We start from the raw sequence: 25,488 nt of genomic DNA, 5'->3' as shown, positions 1-25,488 counted from the left end.
GATTTGCTTATTTTGAGGTTAAATAAGCCACAATTTATTTTTAGAGCTAAATTTTTAGCCTAGAGTACAAGGGTTTGCATAAGGGCAGCCTTAACTAAACAGGGATTATCCGGTGAAGTTCATAAAGCGATTGTTATTACTTTCATTGATTTGCATTATTCTTGGAGTCACTACGATATTTGGCTTCTATTTTTACGTGAAGCCAGACCTCCCCGATGTAGCGACTTTACGTGATGTACAATTGCAGACACCGATGCAGGTCTATAGTCAAGATGGCAAGCTCATCGCCCAATTTGGAGAAAAGCGCCGAGTTCCGTTGCGTATTGAAGAGATCCCGCCTGAACTTATCGAAGCGATTATCGCCACCGAAGATAGCCGCTTCTACGAACACTATGGTTTTGACCCAATTGGTATCACTCGTGCTGCGGTGGCTGTGATCGCCTCAGGTAGCGCTAAACAAGGTGCAAGTACCATTACTCAGCAGCTTGCTCGTAACTTCTACCTCTCTAATGAGAAGAAGATCATGCGAAAAATCAAAGAGATTTTTATCGCTATTCATATCGAGCAATTGCTGACGAAAAAAGAAATCCTAGAGCTTTATCTCAATAAAATTTATCTCGGTTACCGATCGTATGGAATTGGAGCGGCAGCCCAAGTTTATTTTGGAAAAGAAGTCAAAGATTTAACACTGAGTGAAATTGCCCTGATTGCAGGACTTCCCAAAGCACCTTCAACCATGAACCCTATCTATTCTCTAGATCGCGCGACTAACCGCCGTAACGTGGTACTACAGAGAATGCTTGATGAGAAATACATAACCCCAGCGCAATATGCGCAAGCCCGCTCTGAGCCCTTAATGTCGAAATACCACGGTGCTGAAATTGAACTTAATGCACCTTATGTGGCAGAAATCGCCCGTTCATGGATGGTGGAGCGCTATGGTGAAGAGTCGGCCTATACCTCTGGCATGATTGTCACCATAACGGTAGATTCCAAACAGCAGCAAGCCGCGAGTAAAGCTGCAATCAATAACCTACTCGCCTATGATGAGCGTCATGGCTATCGCGGTGCTGAAAAAGTAGTTTGGAAAGAAGGCCAAACGCCATTGAATGAACAGCAACTGGCCGAGCACTTAAATAATGAACCGACTTATGGAGATTTATTACCAGCCGTCGTTACCCACGTAAGCAACCAATCGGCTACGGTTTGGGTTAAGAACCAAGGATTGCAGACCATTGAATGGCAAGGCATGAACTGGGCTCGCCGTTTCTTAACTGATTCTCGACAAGGACCAGTTCCGAGTACAGCGACGGAAATCATCGCCGCTGGTGAACAAATTTGGGTACGTAATCGTGCTGAATATAGTGATGAGCATACCACCGACGAAGTACCACAGTGGTACTTAAGCCAAGTACCCAATGCCAACACTGCCTTTGTTGCCATGAACCCAGAAAATGGTGCGGTACTGGCGCTGGTTGGCGGCTTTAACTTTGTGCACAATAAATTTAACCGTGCGACTCAATCGGTGCGCCAGGTCGGCTCAAGTATTAAACCCTTTATCTACTCTGCCGCCATCGATAAAGGCATGACCTTAGCGACGCTCATTAATGATGCGCCGATTAACCAGTGGGACCAAAGCCAAGGTACAGCATGGCGTCCTAAAAACTCACCACCGACTTATATTGGCCCAACTCGTCTTCGCGTTGGCTTGGCTCAATCCAAAAACGTGATGGCGGTGAGAGTGCTACGCGCTGTTGGGCTGGATGAAACACGTGAATATCTCACTCGCTTTGGTTTTGATATTGACCAAGTACCACGCTCAGAAACCATTGCCTTAGGTGCGGGAAGCTTAACGCCGGTTAAGATGGCGCAAGGCTATTCCGTGTTTGCCAATGGTGGCTATTATGTTGAACCCTATTACATCAGCAAAGTTGAAGATCCCTTTGGCAAACTTGAGTATCAAGCCACACCAAAAGTCGTTTGCCAACAGCAATGCACCCCAGACACAAATGAGTTCGATGAGCAAGATGTTGCATCGCACTATGCTCCACAAGTAATTTCCGAACAAAACGCATTTCTTGTCCGAGAGATGATGTACAGCAATATTTGGGGTGGCGGAAATTGGCGTGAAGGAACGGGTTGGAATGGTACAGGCTGGCGTGCACAAAAGCTGGGGCGTCGTGATATTGGTGGTAAAACAGGAACGACCAATGACTCCAAAGATGCGTGGTACAACGGCTATGCACCGGGCATGGTCGCTATTGCTTGGGTCGGATTTGATGATCATAACCGCAACTTAGGTAGGACAACCGAAAACAGCAATGTAGATGACGATGGTGTATCCGGTGCAGAAGCGGGAGCAAAAACGGCACAACCGGCTTGGATTGATTTTATGCGTCAAGTACTGCTCGATGTGCCAGCGCAAGACAAACCCATTCCCGCCAATATTGTGCGGGTAAGAATCGATATCGATACCGGCTTATTAACCAATAAGTTTGATTCAAGCTCGATGTTTGAATACTTCATTCAAGGCACAGAGCCAACCGAGTATGTCGCAGAGAGTGTCTCTGACAACATCTACTCTTCACCTACAGGTGAAGAGCTGTTCTAAAGCTCAGTAAAAAGAGGCTAAATTTAGCCTCTTTTTTTATTTCTCATTTAGCTTTGTTTTGATTGCATGAGCCAACTGCTCAAAACGCTGCCTCAGCGGCGATCCCGGCCGATAAGCTAATACTAAGCGGCGTGAAGGCTGCGGGTTGACCGCTTTAAGGTAACAAACGCCATCCTTCTCTTTGACATCTGGTAAAGAGAGCTCAGGTAACAGGGTAATTCCCCCACCCGCTGCGACCATATTACGCAGCGTCTCTAAGCTGGTCGCTTTAAAACGTTCGTCATCTTTTGCGCCTGCCGCAAAACAGAAACCTAAGGCTTGATCGCGTAAGCAATGACCGTCACCTAAAGCCAATACCGTTCGCCCTTTCAAATCCAACATACTTACTTCACTTTTTGCAGCCCATTCATGCCCACTAGGCACGGCAATACTCAATGCTTCGTCATACAGATCAATCTCTTTAAAATGAGCCGTTTCCGCAACGGAGGCCAACACTAAACAATCGAGTTTGCCATCTTCTAACTGGCGCACAAGCTGTTGGGTTTGCGCTTCGTGTAAATAGAGCTCCAGTTCAGGAAATTGCTCTTTTAAAAAAGGCACAATACGCGGCAAAAGGTAGGGACCTAAAGTGGGAATGAATCCAATATGGATAGGACCACTCATCGAGCCGCCTTGGCCGCTGGCCATATCTCTGAAGGTTTTGATTTCACTTAAAATACGCTTGGCCTGATCGACCAATTGTAGGCCCGAATCGGTGAACAATACTCGGCGACTGCTGCGCTCTAATAATACTGTTCCCAGCTCATCCTCCAGTTTGCGGATCTGGCCACTGAGTGTTGGCTGGCTCACAAAACAAGCTTCTGCTGCTTTACGAAAATGTTTATGTTCAGCTAATGATACTAAGTACTCAAAATCACGAATGTTCATCTTCAATCTCAATAGAATCCACCTATCAAAACCATAGCATCAAACGATTGGAGCTATCAAAGGTTTTCTTCCATAATGGCTTCAACAAATGAGAGCAGCGGCTCTTAAAATCATAACCTAACTTAGAAAATCACAAGGAAAATAGAATGTTAGTATCTAAAGAAGGCCAAGCGGTACCACAAGTCACTTTCCCTACTCGTCAAGGTGATGCTTGGGTTAATCTCACAACAGATCAATTATTCAAAGGTAAAACCGTTATCGTATTTAGCTTGCCAGGTGCCTTCACCCCAACCTGTTCATCAAGCCACTTGCCGCGTTACAACGAACTGTACCCGGTGTTTAAAGAGCATGGCGTTGATGACATCCTATGTGTTTCGGTGAACGATACCTTTGTGATGAATGCTTGGAAAGCAGACCAAGAAGCAGAGAATATTACTTTCATTCCTGATGGCAATGGCGAATTTACTGACGGTATGGGTATGTTAGTTGATAAAAGCCAAATCGGTTTTGGCAAACGTTCATGGCGTTACAGCATGCTAGTCAAAGATGGCATCATCGAAAAAATGTTTATCGAAGCTGATGAACCGGGTGACCCGTTCAAAGTATCAGATGCTGACACTATGCTGAAATACATTGCACCTAACTATAAAACACAAGAATCGGTTACCGTATTTACTAAACCAGGTTGCCCATTCTGTACTAAAGCAAAACAACTCTTGATTGACCACGGTCTTCAATATGAAGAAGTGGTATTGGGTAAAGATGCAACCACAGTGAGCTTACGAGCTATCACAGGCCGTACCACCGTTCCGCAAGTTTTCGTTGGTGGTAAACACATCGGCGGCAGCGAAGAGCTAGAAGCTTACCTGGGCTAATCACGCCTGCCCTAGGAAAATCTTCCTAGGGCATCCTCCTCATTTAGACTCAATGACAGCATTATTAAATGTTGCCATCGACTATTCACATTCCAAATTTAGAGAAAGCGATGATGAAACAGTTAAACGTTGATGTAGCCATTATTGGTGGTGGGACCGCAGGACTCGGCGCTTATCGTGCCGCAAAAGCACATACGACCAGCGTCGTCATGATCGAAGGTGGCCCGTACGGAACCACATGTGCTCGCGTCGGCTGCATGCCATCCAAATTACTGATTGCCGCAGCAGAGAGTGTCCATCACATCCACAAAGCTCCTGCTTTTGGTGTTCATCCTCAAGGTGAAATTGTCATTAATGGACGTGAAGTGATGGCGCGGGTAAAACGTGAACGTGACCGCTTTGTCGGATTTGTGCTTGAAGGCGTTGAGGAGATCCCCGCTGAAGACAAAATCTCAGGCTACGCCCAATTTATCGACAACCACACCCTACAGGTCGACAACCATACACGAATCAGCGCCAAGCGGATCGTGATTGCTACCGGTTCTCGCCCAGCCTACCCCGCGGTATGGCATGAACTTGGCGATCGCTTAATCATTAATGATGACCTATTTGAGTGGGACGACTTACCCGAATCTGTTGCCGTATTTGGCCCGGGAGTTATTGGCTTAGAACTAGGCCAAGCCTTGCATCGTTTAGGGGTGAAAGTGAAGCTGTTCGGCATTGGTGGACAAGTTGGCCCATTAACCGACCCTGATGTGATGGCTTACGCTGATAAAACGTTTAAGGAAGAATTCTATTTAGACGCTGACGTTAAAGTGGAAAGCATGAAACGCATTGCTTCTCCAACAGGCCAAAACGACAAAGTTGAAATCCAATTCATCAACCGTGAAGGGCAGCTCGAGACATTTGTCGTTGACTATGTGTTGGCGGCAACTGGTCGTCGCCCGAACGTAGATAAATTGGCACTTGAAAATACCGATGTAGCCCTTGATGCGCGCGGCGTACCAACGGCCGATCACTATACGCTGCAAACCTCTGTAGACAGTATTTTCATTGCTGGTGATGCCAGTAATCAACTGCCACTGCTTCATGAAGCAGCCGATCAAGGTCGTATTGCAGGGGATAACGCTGGCCGCTACCCAGATATTCGTGCCGGGCTTCGTCGTTCCTCTATCTCAGCGGTTTTTTCAGACCCACAAATTGCGATGGTCGGTGAATCCTACAAACAGCTAACCACTCGTTTAGGAAATTGTGGCTGTTTTGCTATCGGTACTGTGTCGTTTGAAAATCAAGGCCGTTCACGCGTCATGCTGCGCAATAAAGGGTTATTGCATGTGTATGGCGAACAAGGAACAGGGCGATTTTTAGGCGCTGAAATGATGGGACCGAATGCGGAGCACTTGGCTCATTTACTGGCGTGGGCACATCAAAATCAGATGACGATTTCACAGATGTTGGATATGCCTTTTTATCACCCCGTAATTGAAGAAGGCGTGCGCACCGCGCTGCGTGATCTAAACGCTAAACTGCATTTAGGTCCTGAGATGATAAAGCATTGCATGGACTGCGGTCCGGGCTGTTAATTTTCAACATCCATTCATGCGGTCGCCCTTGGGCGGCCGTTTTTTATACGCTTTAGTTTCAGCCGCGCCTTAGACTCACACCTTCACGCACGTTATACTGCCGTTATTTTCTCTTTAATGAACGCGCTTATGCCTTGCAATAACTGCCAATCTTCGTGGTTTTGGAAAAAAATCGGCCGCTGCCAACGTTGTATGGATCAGCTCATTGTTTTGTCAGTTGGGTGCTGGCTTGTGTGGTGGTGGTTATACAGGGAGAACCCTAAAACCATTGAATCGATCAGCTTGCTAATAGCGGGCTTTGCCTTTAACGGTTTGCTGTTTTTACATCTGTGGATGAAGTTTGTGGTACTCCCTTGGCGTAAGCGGCAAGGGCGCGACAAATAAAAAGCTAAAGAGCACAAAAGAAAAAGCCCCAGAACCAATAGTAGGTTTGGGGCCTTCTTAGATTCTTCTAAGAAAAAGCAGTGGTACAGTTATAGACCACGCTTTTCTTAAATTGTTCCGTGATCATTCGATCTTTTTGAGATCTTTTTCCAAGGCCTCATTAACGGCAATGATCGCGTTGGTAATCAACGCATTAAGCGACGTTGACTCGCTTGATGATCTGCTCAACCAAATTGATCTCAAGCGCCACTTCATCACAAGCGTGCTGCCGTAGGCATTGTTCACAATCTTTGAGCACTTTCTCTGGCAGTAAGCTTTTTGAGGTTGGAATAAAATCATGCTTCATGAAAAACTCTGGCGTTCGAGTCAGAACAAACACTTTCTTAATCGCCATTTGCCGCGCTTTATTCACCAAATACGAGACGATCGCTTTTCCTTGTCCTTGACCTTGCCAACCTGCTTCTACACCAAGCGAACGAATTTCAGCCAACCCAGAGTCATAGACATATAACGAGGCGCATCCCGTCACTTCACCATGGTGTTCCGCCACGGCAAATGAACCAATATCGCGCACCAACTCATTGCGTGAACGAGGCAGATTTTCTCCCATATTCGCCCAATAAGTGACCATACTTTCTAGCGTTTCAATATCCGTCAAACGGGCAGGACGAACTTTCACCGCCGTGGTGTCACGTTTGTCTAAACGCGCTTTGGCTTGATCAACCGCATAGGCCACTTGTTTTGGCGAAACGCCACCTAAAGCGCTGCGTTTTTCTAAGCAAGATTCAATAGTGAGGATCGCATAAACATCATCTTCAATGACCGACGAAAACTCTTTAAGCTCGGCAAGGGTCAGTTCTTCAAGCGCACACCCTTTCGCGATCGCGCCAACCACCGCTACGCCCACAATATGGTGCGCTTCACGGAAAGGGATCCCTTTGGCGACTAAATAATCAGCTAATTCGGTAGCATTGGCATAGCCTTGTTTGGCCGCTTCTAAAGTCCGTTCGGTTTTAATTTTGATGCCATCAAAGCAAAGCGCAGCCATTTCCATGCAGTCGTTCCAAGTATCCAGCGCGTCAAACAGCCCTTCTTTGTCTTCTTGCATATCTTTGTTATAAGCCAATGGTAAGGCTTTGACCGTCATCATCATGCCCGCAAGCGAGCCATAAACACGGCCAGTTTTGCCACGGATCAGCTCTAATGCATCAGGGTTTTTCTTTTGCGGCATCAAGGATGAACCCGAAGTCACGGTGTCAGCCAGTTCGATAAAACCAGACTCACCCGAGTTGTAGAAGATCATATCTTCCGCCAAGCGCGATAAATGCAGCATCGAGATCGACGCCACCGACATCAATTCCATCACGTGATCTCGGTCGGATACTGAATCGAGCGAGTTACGCGTGGCACGGCGAAACCCTAAATGATGAGCAAGCTGTTCACGATCAATCGGATAGGCCGTACCTGCCAGCGCGCCGGAGCCAAGCGGGCAAGTATCAAGGCGCTTAATCGCATCATTTAAACGAGAGTAATCACGCTCAAACATTTCAACATAGGCCAAACACCAATGCGCAAAGGTCACTGGTTGCGCACGTTGCAGGTGGGTATAACCGGGCAAAACCGTCGCTTGGTGCTGCTGAGCAACCGACACTAATTTCGTTTGCAGGCGATCTAACCCCAACAGTAATTGCTGACCCTGCTGGCGGCACCACAATTTTAAATCGGTCGCGACTTGGTCATTACGAGAGCGCCCAGTGTGCAGCTTTTTGCCTAAATCACCCACTTTACTGATCAACTGCTGCTCAACCCAAGAGTGAATATCTTCTGCATCAGAGCGTAAGATCTGCTCAGGATCTTCCATCACTTCCAGTTTGAGTTCGTTGAGCGCAAGTTCTAGTTTTTGCTGCTCCTCTTCGCCCAAAACATTCACTGACACCAACGCCTTTGACCATGCTATAGAGCCCACAATGTCTTGTTCAGCCAATCGGTAATCAAAGCGAAGTGAATCGTTGAACTCTTTGAACCTCGTGTCTGCTGCTTGGGTAAATCTACCGCCCCATAATGCCATTGCGTATCTCCTGCTCTTAGGTCGCGACTGAGCGTGACCACATCAAATTGCTCAATCATTTTTATAATAAAGATCGCTACTAGAGCGATCTTTTATTGTTATTTTTGTGTCTCTACCTTGGGTGTTAACCTAGGCTTTATTCTTCTTCGCTTCGTTCAACGCTCTGATCCGGCTTGCCAACGAATAGAGACGAATGAAGCCGCCTGCGTGGCTTTGGTCATACACAACATCTTCACCAAAGGTCGCAAACTCTTCCGAGTACAAGCTGTTTTCCGAACGTTTTTGCGTCACTGTCGCTTGCCCTTTGTAAAGCTTCACAACCACTTCACCATTAACGTCCTGTGCCAGCTCATCGGCTGCAGCCATGATGGATTTACGCAGCGGAGTGAACCAACGGCCATCGTATACAAGATGCGACGCTTTGACACCCAGTTCTTCACGAAATTCGAATGAGGCTTTATCGAGCACTAACTGCTCAACAGCACGCAACGCTTCCATCATGATGGTGCCTCCTGGGGTTTCATAACAACCACGAGACTTCATACCAACCAAACGGTTTTCGACGATGTCGATACGACCAACGCCGTGTTTAGAGCCTTTCTCATTAAGGTAAACGAGTGCGTTGTAAGGCGTCATCAGTTCACCATCGACGCCAACGACTTCGCCTTTCGCGACCTGCAGTGTGACAAACTCTGGTTCATTTGGCGCTTGCTCTGGATCTACTGTCCAGACCCAGCAATCCTCATTAGGGGCGTTCCAAGTACTCTCAAGCACGCCACCTTCGGTCGAAATGTGCCACGCGTTCGCATCACGCGAGTAAATTTTCGTCAATGAAGCGGCGCAAGGAATGTTACGCTCAGCAAGGAAATCAAGACACTCTTCACGACTCACGATGTCCCACTCACGCCAAGGAGCAATTACATGTAAATCAGGCGCTAGGGCTGCAAACGCACCTTCAAAACGCACTTGGTCATTACCTTTCCCCGTACAGCCGTGACACAGCGCATCAGCACCCACTTTACGCGCTACTTCGACTTGCGCTTTGGCAATGATTGGGCGAGCCATTGACGTCCCAAGTAGGTATTTACCTTCGTAATAAGCGCCTGTTTTTAGTGTTGGGTAGATGTATTCAGCGACCATCTCTTCTTTAAGATCGACCACATAACACTCTGACGCGCCAGACGCTTTCGCTTTCTCTTCAATGCCGACCAATTCTTCTTCACCTTGGCCGACATCGGCAACAAAGGCAACCACTTCACAATCGTAGTTTTCTTTTAACCACGGAATGATTACCGAGGTATCTAGACCGCCAGAGTATGCGACAACGACTTTATTGACTTGAACCTTGCTCATATTACTTTCTCCATTTCCCGGCGCTGCGCTTGGCGGTCAGTGCTCTGGGTGATTAATTACTTACAGCTGTTATCAACAACTGATTAAATACGTTTATTGAGGTAAAAATTGGGTCCCGATACTTTCGCCCGCAAACAATTTGCTGAGCTTATCTGGGTAACGCCATGTCGCCACTTCAATCGGGCGACCTAAATCATTTGCCGCTTCCAGCGCCGCTTTCACTTTGACAATCATGCCATCCGTGATCACTTTGCCTTTAATCAGCGCATTGGCCTGCTGCTCATTGAGGCTCGACAACAAATGGCCTTTGCCATCCAGCACGCCGCTCACATCGGAAAGCAGAACGAGTTCTGCATCCAATGCGCCAGCCACTGCAACGGCTGCTTGATCGGCGTTGACATTCATCATTTGTCCATCAGCGGTCAGGCCAATCGAGCTGATAATAGGCAAACCACCAGCGGCTAAAATCGCTTGCACGATTTGTGAATCACCAGGAGAAGCCTTGCCCACTGCGCCGAGTTCTGGATCCAACTCTTCGACTTTGCATAACCCGCCATCAGCGAGTGATAAACCAACCGCATTTAAGCCATCTTTAATCGCTTGCCCTTGCAGCATTTTGTTGGCTGTCCCAGCCAGCGCGCCTGCAATCAGCGGAATTTGGTCATAAGGCGTGACACGCAAACCTTCTTTCTTCACGGTTTTTAGTTGTAATTTCGCCATCAGGTCATCGACGAGATAACCGCCCCCGTGCACGATGACAATTCGTCGCTGAGCTTGGGCTTGATACAGTGCGATTGCGCCAAACAGTTTGCTTAGCGTTTCAGAACAAGACAGCGCCGCGCCGCCTAACTTAATCACTAATGGATTTTGCTTTGTATCTGTCATATTTAACCCTTACGCTTGGTGCGTTACACCAAAGCCGTTAGCTCAGAAAAACCGTAATGAATATTTAAACACTGCATCGCTTGGCTCGATGCCCCCTTTAATAAATTATCGATCGCGGACACGACGATAATATGCTCACCTTGCACTCGCCAACCGAGGTCGCAAAATGGCGTAAATTCAACATCTTTGATGCTCGGCAAGGTTGATTTGAGCCGAACCGCTGGTTTGTTAGCGTACGCCTTCTCAAAAGCATGGCTGACTTGTTGCTCTGAAACACCCGATGCAAGCTTCATCGTCACGGTGGCCAAAATACCGCGTTTGAAATTCCCTAAGTGAGGCGTAAAAATCACATCACATCCTAAATGGGCGACGATTTCAGGTTGGTGGCGATGAGTAAACACGCCGTATGGCTGTAAGCTCACTTCACAAAAACTGTTGGTTAATGTCGCTTTTCTGCCCGCGCCGGTGACACCGCTGGTGGCATTAATCACCGGCCATTGAGTTGTATCTAACAAACCCGCTTCAACCAAAGGCTTTATCGCAAGTTGCGATGCGGTTGGATAGCAACCTGCAACGGCGATCAATTGGCTCTGCTTAATTGCCTCATAATTCCATTCCGCCAGTCCATAAACCGCGTTTTCTAACCATTTAGGGTGTTGATGTTTAAAACCATAGTAATTTTGGTAAAAATCATCACCTTTGACGCGAAAAGCACCAGAAAGGTCGAAAACTTGACAATTTTGCGCAAGAAAAATAGGCGCGAGATCATGGCTCACCTCATGAGCCGTAGCTAAAAACACCACATCACATTGGCTTGCAACGCTCACCGGATCCACTAATGGTTGTACCTGCATGTCGACAATACCGGAGAGTTTGCCATGCAGCTCAGCCATTGGTTTTCCAACATCTAGGCTATTGGCGGAAACGTATAAACCTGATAGCGTGAGTTGTGGGTGTTTTTGCACCATATACGCCAACTCAGCGCCGGTATAACCGCTAGCTCCGATAATTGTGGTTTTCAACATCTCGTGACATCCAATTTCAAGGTAAAAAAGACAATCTAAAAATGACTATAAATTTCAAAAAAGACACTTAAATCGGTTTTTTATTCAAACAAAGTGATTTAATATGTGTTTTACCTTCTCGCAATTACTCTGTCAATACTAGGAGCAAAGATAATATGCAATTACCCAGTTTTCTTGAGGTTTACCAAGGTCTGATTTCAACCTCTTCCATCAGCTCCACAGATGCTCGTTGGGACGAAGGTAACCAGAATGTGATTGATAAATTGGCAAGCTGGTTTTCCAGCTTAGGGTTTGTAGTCGACACCATTGAAGTCGCGCCGGGAAAATACAATTTAGTGGCGAAGAAAGGGTGCGGCGAAGGTGGCCTACTGCTCGCGGGGCACAGTGATACCGTTCCATTTGACGAAGGACGTTGGAATTTTGAACCACACGCGTTAACGCAAGCCAATGATCGTTTCTATGGCTTAGGCACGGCAGACATGAAAGGCTTTTTTGCTTTTATCTACGAAGCGGTGAAAAAAGTCGATTGGAGTAAACAGAGTAAACCGCTGTATGTGTTGGCTACCTGTGATGAAGAAACCACTATGCTCGGCGCGCGTCATTTCACTGAACATGCACCATTTCAACCGGATTACTGCATTATTGGTGAGCCGACTAGCCTTGTGCCCATCCGCGGCCATAAAGGCCACGTAGCCAACGCTATTCGAGTGACAGGAAAATCGGGCCACTCGTCTGATCCTGCTCTGGGCGTAAATGCCATCGAAATCATGCATGAAGTGCTGTTCGCGTTAATGCAACTGCGCGACAAATTGATCAAAGAGTACCATCACCCAGGCTTTGCCATTCCTCACCCCACTTTGAACCTCGGCCATATCCACGGTGGCGATAGTCCAAACCGCATTTGTGGCTGCTGCGAATTGCATTACGATGTGCGCCCGCTGCCCGGCATGAGTCTAGATGGGCTCGATAACTTGCTGCGCAATGCACTGAATGAAGTCAGTGCAAAATGGCCCGGCCGCATTGAGATTACCGCGCTGCATGATGCGATTCCGGGTTATGAATGTCAGCATGATCACCCCTTTATTGGCAACATTGAAGAGATTTGCAATACCGCTTCACAAACCGTGAATTACTGTACTGAAGCACCGTTCTTACAACAATTATGCCCAACACTGGTACTCGGCCCAGGTTCGATCGATCAAGCGCATCAACCGGATGAATTCCTAGCGTTTGAATTTATTGATCCAACCATCTCGATTTTGTCCAAAGCAATGTATAAATACTGCTTCTAGCCTACCAAGCTTACTCAAGCGATAAATGCCTGACAGGGTTTCTACGGTCGGGCATTTTTGTAATAAAATTTCAGTAATTTACGCCAATTATTCACCAAATGATCACGTTCAATAACATTCAGCAATAATCGTAAAAATAGTCGGCTTTATTTGACTCTACAGGGATCTTTTCGCTAGATTGTGTACTTAGCAAGGAACAATGGATGTAATTTTTTTACAAGGCAGGATGACAATGAACGAAAAATACGCTGCGCTCAAAAGTAACGTGAGCATGCTTGGCCGTTTGCTGGGCAACACCATTCAGGACGCCCATGGTGACGTTATCTTAGAGAAAGTGGAAACCATCCGAAAACTTTCAAAATCAGCCCGTAATGGCAATCAAGCCGACCGAGACAGCTTGGTTGAAGAGATCAAAAACCTTCCCAATGAACAGCTCACCCCAGTAGCGCGGGCATTCAACCAATTTCTTAACTTAACCAACATGGCCGAGCAGTACCACACCATTTCACGTCACTGTGAAGAACATGTGTGTGAGCCTGATGCGATTAATTTACTGTTTACTAAACTGAATCAAAATAAAATCAGTAAATTGGATGCTGCTCAAGCGGTACGCGATCTCAATATCGAGTTAGTGCTAACGGCTCACCCAACCGAAATTACACGCCGCACGATGATCAACAAGCTGGTGAAAATTAACGAGTGTCTCTCCAAGCTTGAACTCAGTGACCTTTCATTTAAAGAGCGCCAAAAAACCGAACGCCGTTTAGAACAGTTGATCGCGCAAAGCTGGCATTCAGATGTGATTCGTAAGCAGCGCCCTACGCCACTGGATGAAGCAAAATGGGGCTTTGCGGTGGTGGAAAATTCTCTATGGCAAGCCGTGCCTGATTTTCTTCGTGAATTTGATGAGCACCTCACCAACTACTTAGGTGAAGGGCTACCAATTGATGCACACCCTGTGCATTTCTCTTCGTGGATGGGCGGCGACCGTGATGGTAACCCCTTTGTGACTCATAAAATCACCCGTGAAGTAATGCTGCTTTCTCGATGGAAAGCGGCCGATCTCTACCTAGGTGATATCAATGAGCTGGTCAGCGAACTGTCGATGACCAAATGCAGTGACGCGCTACGCGATCTGGCTGGCATAGATGAACACGAACCTTATCGCGCCATTCTCAAACGACTGCGTGAACTGCTCAGCGAAACACTGGAAGTGTTGGATGCCAAGATCAATGGCCAACAACTGGCACGCAAAGCACCACTGCAAAATATCGCACAGTTGTGGGAACCGCTTTATGCCTGCTACCAATCTTTACATCAATGCGGCATGGGCGTAATTGCCGATGGCTCGCTGCTTGATACTCTGCGCCGGATTAAAGCGTTTGGTGTGCATCTTGTACGTTTGGATATTCGCCAAGAGAGCACTCGTCACTCTGATGTGATCTCCGAGCTCACCCGTTATTTAGGCATTGGTGATTATGACCAGTGGAGCGAGCAAGACAAAATTGCGTTTCTCACCAATGAGTTGAGTTCAAAACGTCCTTTGTTACCTCGTGACTGGCAGCCTTCAGAAGCGGTGCAAGAGGTGATCGACACCTGTAAAATCGTTGCTTCTCAGCCTCGCGAAGCCTTTGGTGCTTATGTGATTTCGATGGCTCGTACCGCATCAGATGTACTTGCCGTACATCTATTGTTGCAAGAGTGTGGCTGCCCTTATCGCATGGACGTTTGTCCACTGTTCGAAACTTTGGATGATTTAAACAACGCAGAAACGGTGATCCGCCAGCTAATGGGCATTGATCTCTATCGGGGCTTTATTCAAAACCACCAGATGGTGATGATTGGTTACTCTGATTCCGCTAAAGATGCAGGTGTAATGTCCGCTGGTTGGGCGCAATACAGCGCGATGGAAGCTTTGGTTAATGTCAGTGAAAAGGCCGGAATTGAACTGACACTATTCCATGGACGCGGCGGCACCATTGGTCGCGGGGGCGCTCCAGCACATGCGGCACTGCTTTCACAACCACCCAAAAGCTTAAAAGGTGGCTTGCGTGTGACGGAGCAAGGCGAAATGATCCGTTTTAAACTTGGTCTACCAGAAGTAGCGGTCAATAGTTTTACGATGTACGCCAGCGCCATTTTAGAAGCGAACCTGCTGCCACCACCAGAGCCAAAACAAGATTGGCGCGACTTAATGGAGGTATTGTCTGAAGTCTCTTGCGAAGCGTATCGCCATATTGTTCGCGGCGAGCCGGACTTTGTCCCGTACTTCCGCCAAGCAACGCCAGAGCTAGAGCTGGGTAAATTGCCGCTCGGTTCACGTCCGGCTAAACGCAACCCTAATGGTGGGGTCGAAAGCTTACGTGCAATCCCGTGGATCTTCTCTTGGAGCCAAAACCGCCTCGTGCTACCAGCCTGGCTAGGTGCGGGAGAAGCAATTCAGTTTTCTATCGATAAAGGACACCAAGCACTGCTGGAAGAGATGTGCCGTGAATGGCCATTTTTCTCAACGCGTTTAGGCATGCTAGAGATGGTTTACTCCAAGTGCAACATTGAAATCTCACGCTATTACGATGAACGCTTAGTCGATGAATCGTTACGCCCGCTCGGTGAGCGTTTGCGTTCTCAATTACAGAAAGACATCAAAGCGGTGTTAAATGTAGAAAACAATGAGAACTTGATGCAAAGCGATCCTTGGGGTCAAGAGTCAATCCGTTTGCGCAATATCTATGTTGAGCCATTAAATATGCTGCAAGCAGAGCTGTTGTACCGCACCCGCCAAACCGAAACCGCACCAGCAGAGTTAGAAGAAGCCTTAATGGTGACTATCGCGGGTATTGCAGCAGGAATGCGTAACACAGGCTAAGTAACAGCATTTTATTTCACAAACTAGCTAAAAGGCCGCCTCTGTGCGGCTTTTTATTTTAAATCACAAAAATTATTGAGCATATTATCAGTTTTTTTAAGCTAAACTAACAAAGTATTCTACTTTATGCTTATTATTTAGATATACTACTGCTCCTCTGCGGTAGCATACAAACATAACAAATCGCAGGTCGATATGCGTCACGCATATAATCCTAGGTGATAAACGGCTTTTTAAGGTGACACAACCCACTCCGTCAATAGAACGGTGGGTGTTGCTTAAACTCATTCATGATTGATGCCATCAGAAGCACAACACGAGTTTGAGCAAGTTGTTTTTGAGTTTATTAACCATTTGGATTAAAGACATGTCATTACCACACGTTATCCTCACTGTTTTGAGCACTCGCGATGCCACAGGGTACGACATCACAAAAGAGTTCTCTTCAAGCATTGGCTATTTTTGGAAAGCCAGCCACCAACAAGTTTACCGCGAACTGAATAAAATGGGTCAACAAGGCCTAGTCACTTGTGTATTAGAACCGCAAGATGGCAAGCCAGATCGTAAAGTTTACTCCATCACCGATGCAGGTCGCAGCGCTTTAGGTGAATGGTTTGACCAACCTACAGCTCACCCAACCGTACGTGATGAATTTAGCGCTAAATTGATCGCTTGCGCGGTACAACCAGCAACACCTTACCGAATTCAACTGGGTGAATTGGTTGAAGAATCGAAAAAACTGGTTGCTCACTACAAAGAGATTGAGTCTGCGTACTATGCAACACCAGCTACCCTCGATAAGCTACAGCGCCTTGAGCGTCTAACACTACGCCGCAACCTACTGGTTCGCCAAGCGTGGGTTGATTGGGCTGAAGAGGTGCTTGCTGAACTCGATGCAATGGCTTAATGCCAACCATAAAAAAGGGTGATGCTCTGTGAGCATCACCCTTTTTGTTTTCCGCGACCAAATCAAATACCATCACCGGCAATGAAACTTTGAGAACGGCCATTAAATTGTTGGTCCATATCTAACGAAGGCTTATCGGTTTGCGGACGACCGACAATTTTGGCTGGCACTCCAGCGACGGTAGTGTGCGGAGGCACCGCTTGCAATACCACCGAACAAGAACCAATTTTCGCCCCTTCGCCCACTTCAATATTACCGAGAATTTTGGCACCCGCGCCAATCATCACGCCTTCACGAATTTTCGGGTGGCGATCGCCGCACTCTTTACCCGTTCCGCCTAGCGTTACATCTTGTAAAATAGAGACATCATTCTCCACCACCGCGGTTTCACCGATCACAATGCCCGTAGCATGGTCAAGCATGATGCCGCGACCAATACGTGCTGCAGGATGGATGTCCACTTGGCAAGCTACCGAGATTTGGTTTTGAAAATAGGTAGCCAACGCCACTCGACCTTGCTTCCATAACCAGTTCGCGACGCGATAGCCTTGTAAGGCATGGTAGCCCTTGAGATAAAGTAGAGGCATTGAAAACATAGATACCGCGGGGTCACGATTGACAGTCGCGCAGATGTCACACGCCGCCGCTTCCATAATGCTGGGGTCTGCGGCAAATGCCTCTTCGACCACTTCACGCACCGCCATCGCTGGCATTGAGGCCGTATTCAGCTTATTGGCAAGAATGTAGCTCAAGGCCGAGCTTAAACTATCATGCTTAATAATAGTGGCATGATAAAAACTAGCCAGCATCGGTTCTTGCTCTGACTGCTCGCGCGCCTCTTTGACTATGGCTTGCCACACTTTGAGTTTTTCGCAATGTTTCATCGTTGGTTGATCACCCTTCCTCATCCAATCTCTAGAGCGTCAATGTAGATTGCTAATAGGCTTTGTGCCTAATCATGAGCAATGAATTAGCGTTCTGCTTTTTTATCACGAGCCAGCAAATCTTGTGCTGCAACACGCGCATCTTTTCCTTGATACAGCACTTGATAGATTTGATCAACTATTGGCATTTCAACCTCCATGCGCGCCGCTAATAACCACACCTCTTTGGTGTTGCGATAACCTTCAACCACTTGGCCAATTTCTTGCTGCGCCGTATCCACATCTTTTCCTTGTCCCAGCGCCAAACCAAAGCGGCGGTTACGTGATTGGTTATCGGTGCAAGTGAGTACTAAGTCACCCAATCCGGCCATCCCCATAAAGGTTTCAGGCTGAGCACCTAACGCTGCACCCAAACGGCACATTTCGGCCAGACCGCGCGTAATCAATGCAGTACGCGCATTCGCACCAAAGCCAATCCCATCGGACATGCCAGCGCCAATCGCAATCACGTTTTTAACCGCACCACCTAGCTGCATGCCAATAAAATCACTATTGGCGTAAACGCGGAAAGTTTTGCTGCAGTGAATTTTGCCTTGCAGATCTTCGACAAACTGCGCGTCAGGCGAAGCAACAGAAATTGCGGTAGGCATTCCCATCGCCAACTCTTTAGCAAAAGTCGGCCCAGATAACACTGCCAATGAATAGCGCTCGCCAATGGTGTCATAGGCCACATCCATCAGTAACCGGCCCGTTTCAGGTTCAAGCCCTTTGGTTGCCCAACAAATACGGGAATCATCACGTAAGTGAGGCTTTAAACTCTTCATAACAAGGCCAAATACGTGGCTCGGAACTACAACCAACAAATCGCGGCTCGCTTGTACCGCTTTTTTCAAATCGGTTTCCACAATCAGCGAATCGGGAAAATCAATACCGGGTAAAAATTCTTGGTTAGCACGATCAGCGTCAAGACGAGCCATATGCTTAGCATCGTGTCCCCAAAGGACAACATTAGCACCGTTACGTGCTAAAGAAATCGCCAGAGATGTGCCGTAAGAACCCGCACCAACTACTGTCATGGTGATCGCTTTACCGTAAATACTGTTAGGATCTGTCATTGTTTCGTCCATTGCTATTCGTGTTGTCATGTTATACCTAAATTCCTTCCGATACAGCTTTCAATACGGAGTAGCAAGGAACGGAGGTATTGGCATTCGAAATAAACAAAAAATGCACAACGCACCATCATTATCTGGGATGCTTTGTGCATTTTTTATCATCAAAGTCTGACATGGAACGCCAACGTTAATGATCTCACGTCATTAACGATTAAGCTTCTGCTTGCTCGCCTTGAGTCGCTTGTTGTTGTAGGTAGTTCATAAACAATGCATCAAAGTTCACTGGTGCAAGGTTAAGTTGTGGGAATGTCCCTTTAACAACTAAGCTAGAAATTGTTTCACGTGCATATGGGAACAGAATGTTCGGGCAGAATGCACCTAAACAATGAGCAAGTTGACCCGCTTCCATTTTTTCAGCAGTAAAAATACCACCTTGTTGCACTTCGCATAAGAACGCGATTTCTTCCGCGTTTTTCACTGTCACCGTTAGGCGTAATACGACTTCATACACACCTTCACCCAGATCACGACTTTGAGTGTCAAGATCCAACTTCACATCTGGATTCCACTCTTTTTGGAACATAACAGGTGAGTTTGGCGCTTCAAAAGAGACATCTTTTAGAAAGATACGTTGAATTGCGAAATTTTGTTGTGCTGTTTGTTGTGCGGCTTCAGCCATGATTAAATCCTTAAATACTTACAAATTCAGTGTTGCTTTTAGACTAACCGAGCTGATTTCGAATGACTAGATGAGCTCACGATTACGTGGAAAACATCACAACTCTTAGCATCAAATGCTGGCTTTTCAGCCAGCACACTCAGTTCAAGATAACCGCGATCAGTGAATTATTTATTGCCACGAACCAATGGCAAGTTCGCTTCATTCCAAGCTACAAGACCATTTTTCAGTAAATTCACATTCTCAAACCCAGCTTTAGCAAGCAGGTTGGCACTCTCTTGCGCGGTTTGACCCGTTTTACATACCACAATGATTGGGTCAGACTTGTGCTTTTCAAGGCTAGCCAAGTTACCGGATTTAATATCTGACGGTAAAATGTGAACCGCATCGGTAATATGGCCTTTTTTAAATTCATCTTTCGTGCGGATATCGACAACAACACCGTTTTCACGATTCATTAAAAGCGTCGTTTGTGAAGCGGTGATCTCTTTATAGGCTGCCGTGGTTGATTTCACGATGCTCATGATTAAGGCGACGAGAATACCTACCCATGCCAAAGATAGAATCATATTGTGTTGGAAAAATTCGATGTACTCTTGCATATTCTGTGCTCTTGCAATGTGGGCTTAAAATCAAACAAGGAGTATAACGAGGTTGTCAGCCAGACGCGAGGGCTTACATTGCATAATAAGAAACTGTTGCCGTTTTTCAGCGCGCTCATCGCACTACAAGCGCGCAATCCACATCAGCTTAAAAGCTTAAGCTATCGGAAAAGGAAAAGCCATCACGTTATCAATATGATCTTGGCCTAACGCCAGCATAATCAAGCGATCAATACCAAGCGCCACTCCTGAACATTCAGGTAAGCCAGCCTCTAACGCCGCTATCAAGTGGTAGTCAATCGGCTGTTCGACCAGCCCCATCGTTTTACGCTTTTGGTTATCCGCTTCAAAACGAGCCAGTTGCTCTTGTGGGTTGTCCAGCTCATGAAAACCATTCGCAAGTTCAATCCCTTTGAAATAGACCTCAAAGCGATCCGCAACACGATGATCTTGCGGGTTAATCTTAGCTAGTGCCGCTTGTGATGCAGGAAAATCGTAAACAAAAACGGGTACCTGTTGACCAATTTCCGCCTCAACACCGACACTAAATAGCAGTTGCAGTAAGATATCTCTATCCTCTTCTGGCTCAGCAATGTCACTTAGACCTAATCGGCTCGCAGCCGCTTTTAACTCGTCCATTGAGCCTTCTAACGGACAAACCCCAAGTACCTGCAAAAATGCTTGTTGGTAGCTCATTTTCTGCGCCGCTCCACACTGCAAAATAAGTTGCAGCAATTGATCCATCTCATCCATTAAATCATGGTGAGTAAAACCAACCCGATACCACTCTAACATCGTAAATTCTGGGTTGTGATAGCGGCCATTTTCCTCGTTGCGAAACGCTTTATTGATCTGATAAATCGAACCACTCCCCGCCGCCAAAAGTCGTTTCATATGAAACTCTGGGCTGGTCATTAAATAGAGTTGACGGCCATCAGCATACCCTGGGCCAACAAATTGGGTTTGGAAGGTTTGCAAATGAATGTCGGTTACCGTGGCATGACTCATGGCTGGTGTATCGACTTCCAATACATCTCGTAGTTCAAAGAAATGGCGGATCTGCTTGAGTAACTGAGCACGCTGTTTGAGTTGTGGTATTGATGCGGTTGGCATCCAGTTTTTTCTATTCATGTTCTGGCACACATAAGTTTGGATGATATGAATTTTACTGACTTAAAGCGCAATTCCAAATTCTAACGTGATTATTATCACACAAAGAAAAATAAGTATGCTCGCGCTTGCACTTCCGAAGCAAAAACCTAACAGAATCAATTTTTTCCTTACACAGCTCTTCTACACTACCCGTACCACTTAAGGCTTACGAACCTTTAACTATAACAAGCGGATTTTCCGCATCACACACCGGAGGATAACTGTGCAAATTATCACCACAGATATCGCAGTCATCGGCGCAGGCGGCGCTGGTCTTCGCACTGCAATTGCAGCCGCTGAAGCAAACCCTGATTTAGAAGTTGCTCTGATTTCTAAAGTTTATCCTATGCGATCTCATACGGTTGCAGCGGAAGGAGGCTCAGCAGCAGTTATCAAGGAAGAAGATAGCCTTGACAACCACTTCAACGATACCGTTGGTGGTGGAGATTGGCTATGTGAACAGGATGTTGTTGAATATTTTGTGGCCAACTCGACCCGCGAGATGGTGCAAATGGAACAGTGGGGTTGCCCATGGAGCCGTAAAGAAAATGGCGAAGTCAACGTACGCCGTTTTGGTGGCATGAAAGTCGAGCGTACTTGGTTTGCGGCTGACAAAACAGGCTTCCACATGCTGCACACCCTCTTCCAAACTTCAATGAAGTACCCACAAATCAATCGATTTGATGAGTATTTCGTGGTGGATCTACTTGTTGAAGATGGCGAAGTTCAAGGGCTTATCGCGATTCATATGTCCGAAGGTGAGCTAGTAACCATCAAAGCAAAATCTGTGGTATTAGCCACTGGTGGCGCGGGCCGTGTGTACCACTGCAACACCAACGGCGGCATTGTAACTGGCGATGGTATGGCGATGGCTTATCGTCATGGCGTCCCTCTACGCGATATGGAGTTCGTGCAATACCACCCAACTGGCCTACCTGGCACGGGTATTTTGATGACGGAAGGCTGCCGCGGTGAAGGTGGTATCATCGTCAATAAAAATGGCTATCGTTATCTGCAAGATTACGGTATGGGCCCAGAAACTCCAGTGGGTCAGCCTAAAAACAAATACATGGAACTCGGTCCTCGCGACAAAGTTTCTCAAGCTTTCTGGCATGAACAACAGAAAGGCAACACCATCAAACATCCGCTTGGTGATGTGGTGCTGCTTGATCTTCGCCACCTCGGTGAAGAGTACTTACAAGAGCGTTTGCCGTTCATATGTGAACTAGCGAAAGCTTACGTCAACGTTGATCCAGCAAAAGAGCCGATCCCAATTCGCCCAACCGTACACTACACCATGGGTGGTATCGAAACGGACGGTCAGTGTGAAACGCGCATCAAAGGTCTGTTTGCTGTCGGCGAATGTGCCTCGGTTGGCTTGCATGGTGCAAACCGTTTGGGTTCTAACTCGTTAGCTGAATTTGTGGTCTTTGGCCGCGTTGCGGGTGAAAGTGCAGTGAAACGCGCAGCGGAATTCAAAGGTTGGAACGATGAATCTATCGCCAAACAAGTCAAAGCCGTAGAAGAGCGTATTGCAGCGTTAATGAACCAAGAAGGTGATGAAAACTGGGCCACCATTCGCACTGAGATGGGTCACACCATGGAAGCGGGTTGTGGTATCTACCGCCAAGAAGATTTAATGCAAGCGACGATTGATAAAATCACCGAGCTAAAAGCACGCTACAAGAACATTAGCATTAAAGATAAAGGCAAAGTGTTCAACACCGACCTTCTGTACGCTATCGAAGTCGGTTATGGCCTTGAAGTGGCTGAAGCTATGGTTCACTCAGCTATCTTGCGTAAAGAATCTCGCGGTGCGCATCAGCGTTTAGACGAAGGTTGTACTGAGCGTGATGATGTGAACTACCTCAAGCACTCTTTAGCTTTCTATCAACCTGATGCCGCTCCAAGTATCGACTATAGTGCGGTTAAGATCACGAAATCTCAGCCGAAAGCTCGTCTCTATGGTGAAGCGGCAGAACAGGCTGCCGCCGCGGAAAAAGCGGCAGAAGAGAAAAGCGCAGAGGAGCAAAAATAATGTCAGCAAATCGCATTCAAAAAGTAGACATTTTGCGCTACGACCCAGAAAAAGATGCTAAGCCACGCCTGCAAGCTTTTGAAGTTCCCTTTGATGACACCATGTCAGTGCTCGACGCGATTGGCTACATCAAAGATAACCTCGATAAGGATCTCTCTTATCGCTGGTCTTGCCGTATGGCGATCTGCGGTTCGTGTGGTGTGATGGTCAATGGCGTACCTAAATTGGCTTGTAAAAGCTTCCTGCGCGATTACCCCAATGGCGTGAAGATTGAACCTTTAGCCAACTTCCCAATTGAAAAAGATTTGATCGTGGATATGACTTCGTTTATCGAGCGTCTTGAAGCCATTAAACCCTACATCATTGGCAACGATCGCAAACCTGAAGATGGCACCAACTTACAGACGCCAGAGCAAATGGCCAAATACAAACAATTTGCTGGTTGTATTAACTGCGGTCTTTGCTACGCGGCCTGCCCTCAGTTCGGTTTGAACCCTGAGTTTATTGGCCCCGCAGCATTAACCCTTGCTCATCGCTACAACTTAGATAGCCGTGACCATGGTAAAGCCGAGCGTATGAAGCTTATCAATGGTGATAACGGTGCTTGGGGTTGTACCTTTGTTGGTTACTGCTCTGAAGTGTGTCCAAAACACGTTGATCCAGCAGCAGCCGTCAACCAAGGCAAAGTTGAGTCTTCAATGGACTTCGTGATTGCCATGCTAAAACCTGACGGTTCACCAAAGAAAGTGGAGGGATAAGGATGAGTAACCGTAAACCTTACGTTCGTGAAATGACACGTACTTGGTGGAAAGATCACCCATTCTACCGCTTCTACATGTTGCGTGAAGCCACGGTACTGCCACTGATATTCTTTACCTTATTCCTTACCTTTGGCTTGGGCTGCTTGGTTAAAGGCCCTGAAGCATGGGAAGGCTGGCTAAGCTTTATGGCAAACCCAATTGTGGTCGCAATCAATATTGTCGCGTTAGCGGGGAGTTTGCTGCATGCACAAACCTTCTTTAGCATGATGCCGCAAGTGATGCCAATCCGCTTGAAAGGTAAGCTAATCGACAAGAAAATCATCGTCTTAACTCAGTGGGCAGCGGTTGCGTTTATCTCACTGATTGTTCTCATCGTGGTGTAGGAGCTTATAGTCATGAACAACAATTATAAGGTAAATCGCACGCCAAAACGTTCTGATGAACCTATCTGGTGGGGGCTGTTTGGTGCCGGTGGAACATGGTTTGCGATGATTACCCCGATCACCATTCTCGTGTTGGGTATTTTAGCACCATTAGGCATTATCGATGCTGAAGCAATGAGTTATGAACGCGTTTCGAGTTTTGCGACTAGCATCATCGGCGCACTGTTTATCATTGGCACATTAGCCTTACCGATGTGGCATGCCATGCACCGTGTCCATCACGGTATGCATGACCTAAAATTCCACACCGGTTTAGTGGGTAAAATCGCTTGTTATGCGTTTGCTGGGCTGATTTCCGCGCTCGCAGTCGTTTTTATCTTTATGATTTAAAGATAGAAAAGTGATGACATCAAAGAGCTGCCTCGGCAGCTCTTTTTTATTACGGCACTCACTCAGCTTTGGAGCAATAAAAAAGGCCGCTTACCGAGCGACCGTCTTACTTACTTTTAGGTGATTATTTGACTCGACCTACGTATTCACCAGAGCGGGTATCCACTTTGATCACTTCACCGATAGAGATGAACAGTGGCACACGTACCACAGCACCTGTGACCAACGTAGCGGGTTTACCACCCGTACCTTGCGTATCGCCTTTCAAGCCTGGATCCGTTTCAGCCACTTCAAGTTCAACAAAGTTTGGTGGCGTTACCGCAATTGGGTTGCCGTTCCAAAGCGTCAACATGCAAGTGTTGTTTTCCACTAGCCATTTTGCGCTTTCACCCACCGCTTTATTATCCGCCGCAATTTGCTCGAATGTTTCATTATTCATAAAGTGGTAGAATTCGCCGTCGTTATAGAGATAATCAAGGTCGATATCCATTACGTCAGCCGTTTCTACTGAATCACCTGACTTAAATGTTTTTTCCAACACTTTGCCAGAAAGAAGTTTACGGATTTTGACACGGTTGAAGGCTTGGCCTTTACCTGGTTTCACATATTCATTTTCGAGAATGACACAAGGCTCATTATCAAGCATAATTTTGAGACCGCCTTTAAATTCATTCGTGCTAACAGTAGCCATTTTTTCCTCTTACCATT

Annotated in this window: 22 protein-coding genes; 11 read left to right on the top strand and 11 right to left on the bottom strand. The window is 46.8% G+C overall.

Translation table 11 applies throughout. The annotated features are described in order from the left end of the window. Positions 1–112: 112 nt before the first annotated feature. Positions 113–2,611 carry a penicillin-binding protein 1A gene (locus N5E84_RS14780; protein ID WP_019282439.1) on the top strand — a complete coding sequence of 833 codons (2,499 nt, stop codon included), beginning with the start codon at positions 113–115 and terminating at the stop codon, positions 2,609–2,611. Positions 2,612–2,647: 36 nt separating this feature from the next. On the opposite strand, the gene oxyR is transcribed toward N5E84_RS14780, so the two are convergent. Next, positions 2,648–3,538 carry a DNA-binding transcriptional regulator OxyR gene (oxyR, locus tag N5E84_RS14775; protein ID WP_026027425.1) on the bottom strand — a complete coding sequence of 297 codons (891 nt, stop codon included), beginning with the start codon at positions 3,536–3,538 and terminating at the stop codon, positions 2,648–2,650. A gap of 146 nt (positions 3,539–3,684) precedes the next feature. Between oxyR and N5E84_RS14770 the strand changes: the two genes are divergently transcribed. The 3 genes from N5E84_RS14770 (at position 3,685) to N5E84_RS14760 (ending at position 6,380) form a co-directional block, all read left to right on the top strand. Further along, a complete protein-coding gene (locus N5E84_RS14770) occupies positions 3,685–4,413 on the top strand; it encodes a redoxin family protein (RefSeq protein WP_013855882.1) in 729 nt (242 codons plus the stop codon). A gap of 113 nt (positions 4,414–4,526) precedes the next feature. After that, positions 4,527–5,996: a dihydrolipoyl dehydrogenase gene (locus N5E84_RS14765; RefSeq protein WP_026027892.1), complete on the top strand. Its 1,470-nt coding sequence runs from the start codon at positions 4,527–4,529 to the stop codon at positions 5,994–5,996. Between the two features lie 129 nt (positions 5,997–6,125). Then, positions 6,126–6,380, top strand: coding sequence for a DUF3624 domain-containing protein (locus N5E84_RS14760; RefSeq protein ID WP_019282441.1), 255 nt, complete (start codon positions 6,126–6,128; stop codon positions 6,378–6,380). Between the two features lie 193 nt (positions 6,381–6,573). On the opposite strand, the gene argH is transcribed toward N5E84_RS14760, so the two are convergent. The 4 genes from argH to argC all read right to left on the bottom strand — a co-directional run bounded on the left by argH (position 6,574) and on the right by argC (position 11,711). Next, entirely contained in the window at positions 6,574–8,448 is a 1,875-nt protein-coding gene (gene argH / locus N5E84_RS14755; protein WP_019282442.1) for an argininosuccinate lyase, read from the bottom strand. A gap of 129 nt (positions 8,449–8,577) precedes the next feature. Beyond that, positions 8,578–9,801, bottom strand: coding sequence for an argininosuccinate synthase (locus tag N5E84_RS14750; RefSeq protein ID WP_017043213.1), 1,224 nt, complete (start codon positions 9,799–9,801; stop codon positions 8,578–8,580). A 93-nt stretch (positions 9,802–9,894) separates the two neighbouring features. Next, positions 9,895–10,686 carry an acetylglutamate kinase gene (argB, locus tag N5E84_RS14745; RefSeq protein WP_010317663.1) on the bottom strand — a complete coding sequence of 264 codons (792 nt, stop codon included), beginning with the start codon at positions 10,684–10,686 and terminating at the stop codon, positions 9,895–9,897. A gap of 23 nt (positions 10,687–10,709) precedes the next feature. Next, positions 10,710–11,711, bottom strand: coding sequence for an N-acetyl-gamma-glutamyl-phosphate reductase (argC, locus tag N5E84_RS14740; protein ID WP_019282443.1), 1,002 nt, complete (start codon positions 11,709–11,711; stop codon positions 10,710–10,712). 155 nt (positions 11,712–11,866) lie between these two features. On the opposite strand from argC, the gene argE reads away from it, so the two are divergent. From argE to N5E84_RS14725, 3 genes are all read left to right on the top strand, one after another. Further along, positions 11,867–13,003, top strand: a complete 1,137-nt coding sequence (gene argE, locus N5E84_RS14735; RefSeq protein ID WP_010317659.1) for an acetylornithine deacetylase — start codon at positions 11,867–11,869, stop codon at positions 13,001–13,003. Between the two features lie 232 nt (positions 13,004–13,235). Then, a complete protein-coding gene (ppc, locus tag N5E84_RS14730; protein WP_029388274.1) occupies positions 13,236–15,869 on the top strand; it encodes a phosphoenolpyruvate carboxylase in 2,634 nt (877 codons plus the stop codon). A gap of 367 nt (positions 15,870–16,236) precedes the next feature. After that, a complete protein-coding gene (locus tag N5E84_RS14725; protein ID WP_010317655.1) occupies positions 16,237–16,776 on the top strand; it encodes a PadR family transcriptional regulator in 540 nt (179 codons plus the stop codon). Positions 16,777–16,838: 62 nt separating this feature from the next. On the opposite strand, the gene cysE is transcribed toward N5E84_RS14725, so the two are convergent. From cysE to epmA, 5 genes are all read right to left on the bottom strand, one after another. Next, a complete protein-coding gene (cysE, locus tag N5E84_RS14720) occupies positions 16,839–17,660 on the bottom strand; it encodes a serine O-acetyltransferase (protein ID WP_010317654.1) in 822 nt (273 codons plus the stop codon). 86 nt (positions 17,661–17,746) lie between these two features. Further along, a complete protein-coding gene (gene gpsA, locus N5E84_RS14715; RefSeq protein ID WP_013855871.1) occupies positions 17,747–18,805 on the bottom strand; it encodes an NAD(P)H-dependent glycerol-3-phosphate dehydrogenase in 1,059 nt (352 codons plus the stop codon). A gap of 181 nt (positions 18,806–18,986) precedes the next feature. Continuing rightward, positions 18,987–19,454 carry a protein-export chaperone SecB gene (gene secB, locus N5E84_RS14710; RefSeq protein WP_013855870.1) on the bottom strand — a complete coding sequence of 156 codons (468 nt, stop codon included), beginning with the start codon at positions 19,452–19,454 and terminating at the stop codon, positions 18,987–18,989. Positions 19,455–19,621: 167 nt separating this feature from the next. After that, on the bottom strand, positions 19,622–20,056 hold the full coding sequence (locus N5E84_RS14705) for a rhodanese-like domain-containing protein (RefSeq protein WP_010317649.1): 435 nt from the start codon (positions 20,054–20,056) through the stop codon (positions 19,622–19,624). A gap of 156 nt (positions 20,057–20,212) precedes the next feature. After that, entirely contained in the window at positions 20,213–21,187 is a 975-nt protein-coding gene (gene epmA / locus N5E84_RS14700; RefSeq protein WP_069211901.1) for an elongation factor P--(R)-beta-lysine ligase, read from the bottom strand. Between the two features lie 244 nt (positions 21,188–21,431). On the opposite strand from epmA, the gene frdA reads away from it, so the two are divergent. The 4 genes from frdA to frdD are packed head-to-tail and all read left to right on the top strand — an operon-like array spanning position 21,432 to position 24,780. Beyond that, positions 21,432–23,246, top strand: a complete 1,815-nt coding sequence (gene frdA / locus N5E84_RS14695) for a fumarate reductase (quinol) flavoprotein subunit (RefSeq protein WP_013855868.1) — start codon at positions 21,432–21,434, stop codon at positions 23,244–23,246. Next, positions 23,246–24,004, top strand: coding sequence for a succinate dehydrogenase/fumarate reductase iron-sulfur subunit (locus N5E84_RS14690; protein WP_017046770.1), 759 nt, complete (start codon positions 23,246–23,248; stop codon positions 24,002–24,004). The genes frdA and N5E84_RS14690 overlap by 1 nt, the downstream gene beginning before the upstream one ends. Before the next feature lie 2 nt (positions 24,005–24,006). Beyond that, positions 24,007–24,390, top strand: a complete 384-nt coding sequence (gene frdC, locus N5E84_RS14685; protein WP_017043204.1) for a fumarate reductase subunit FrdC — start codon at positions 24,007–24,009, stop codon at positions 24,388–24,390. A 12-nt stretch (positions 24,391–24,402) separates the two neighbouring features. Then, positions 24,403–24,780, top strand: a complete 378-nt coding sequence (gene frdD / locus N5E84_RS14680) for a fumarate reductase subunit FrdD (protein WP_010317640.1) — start codon at positions 24,403–24,405, stop codon at positions 24,778–24,780. A 124-nt stretch (positions 24,781–24,904) separates the two neighbouring features. On the opposite strand, the gene efp is transcribed toward frdD, so the two are convergent. Next, the gene (gene efp / locus N5E84_RS14675; RefSeq protein WP_017043203.1) at positions 24,905–25,471 is read right to left on the bottom strand and encodes an elongation factor P; all 567 of its coding nucleotides are present in this window, start codon (positions 25,469–25,471) and stop codon (positions 24,905–24,907) included. Between the last annotated feature and the right edge of the window lie 17 nt (positions 25,472–25,488).

This window comes from Vibrio sp. J502, from assembly GCF_025397955.1.
Lineage (GTDB): Bacteria > Pseudomonadota > Gammaproteobacteria > Enterobacterales > Vibrionaceae > Vibrio > Vibrio anguillarum.
The sequence above is the reverse complement of the archived record's forward strand: the minus strand, read 5'-3'. Positions and strand labels throughout refer to the sequence as shown.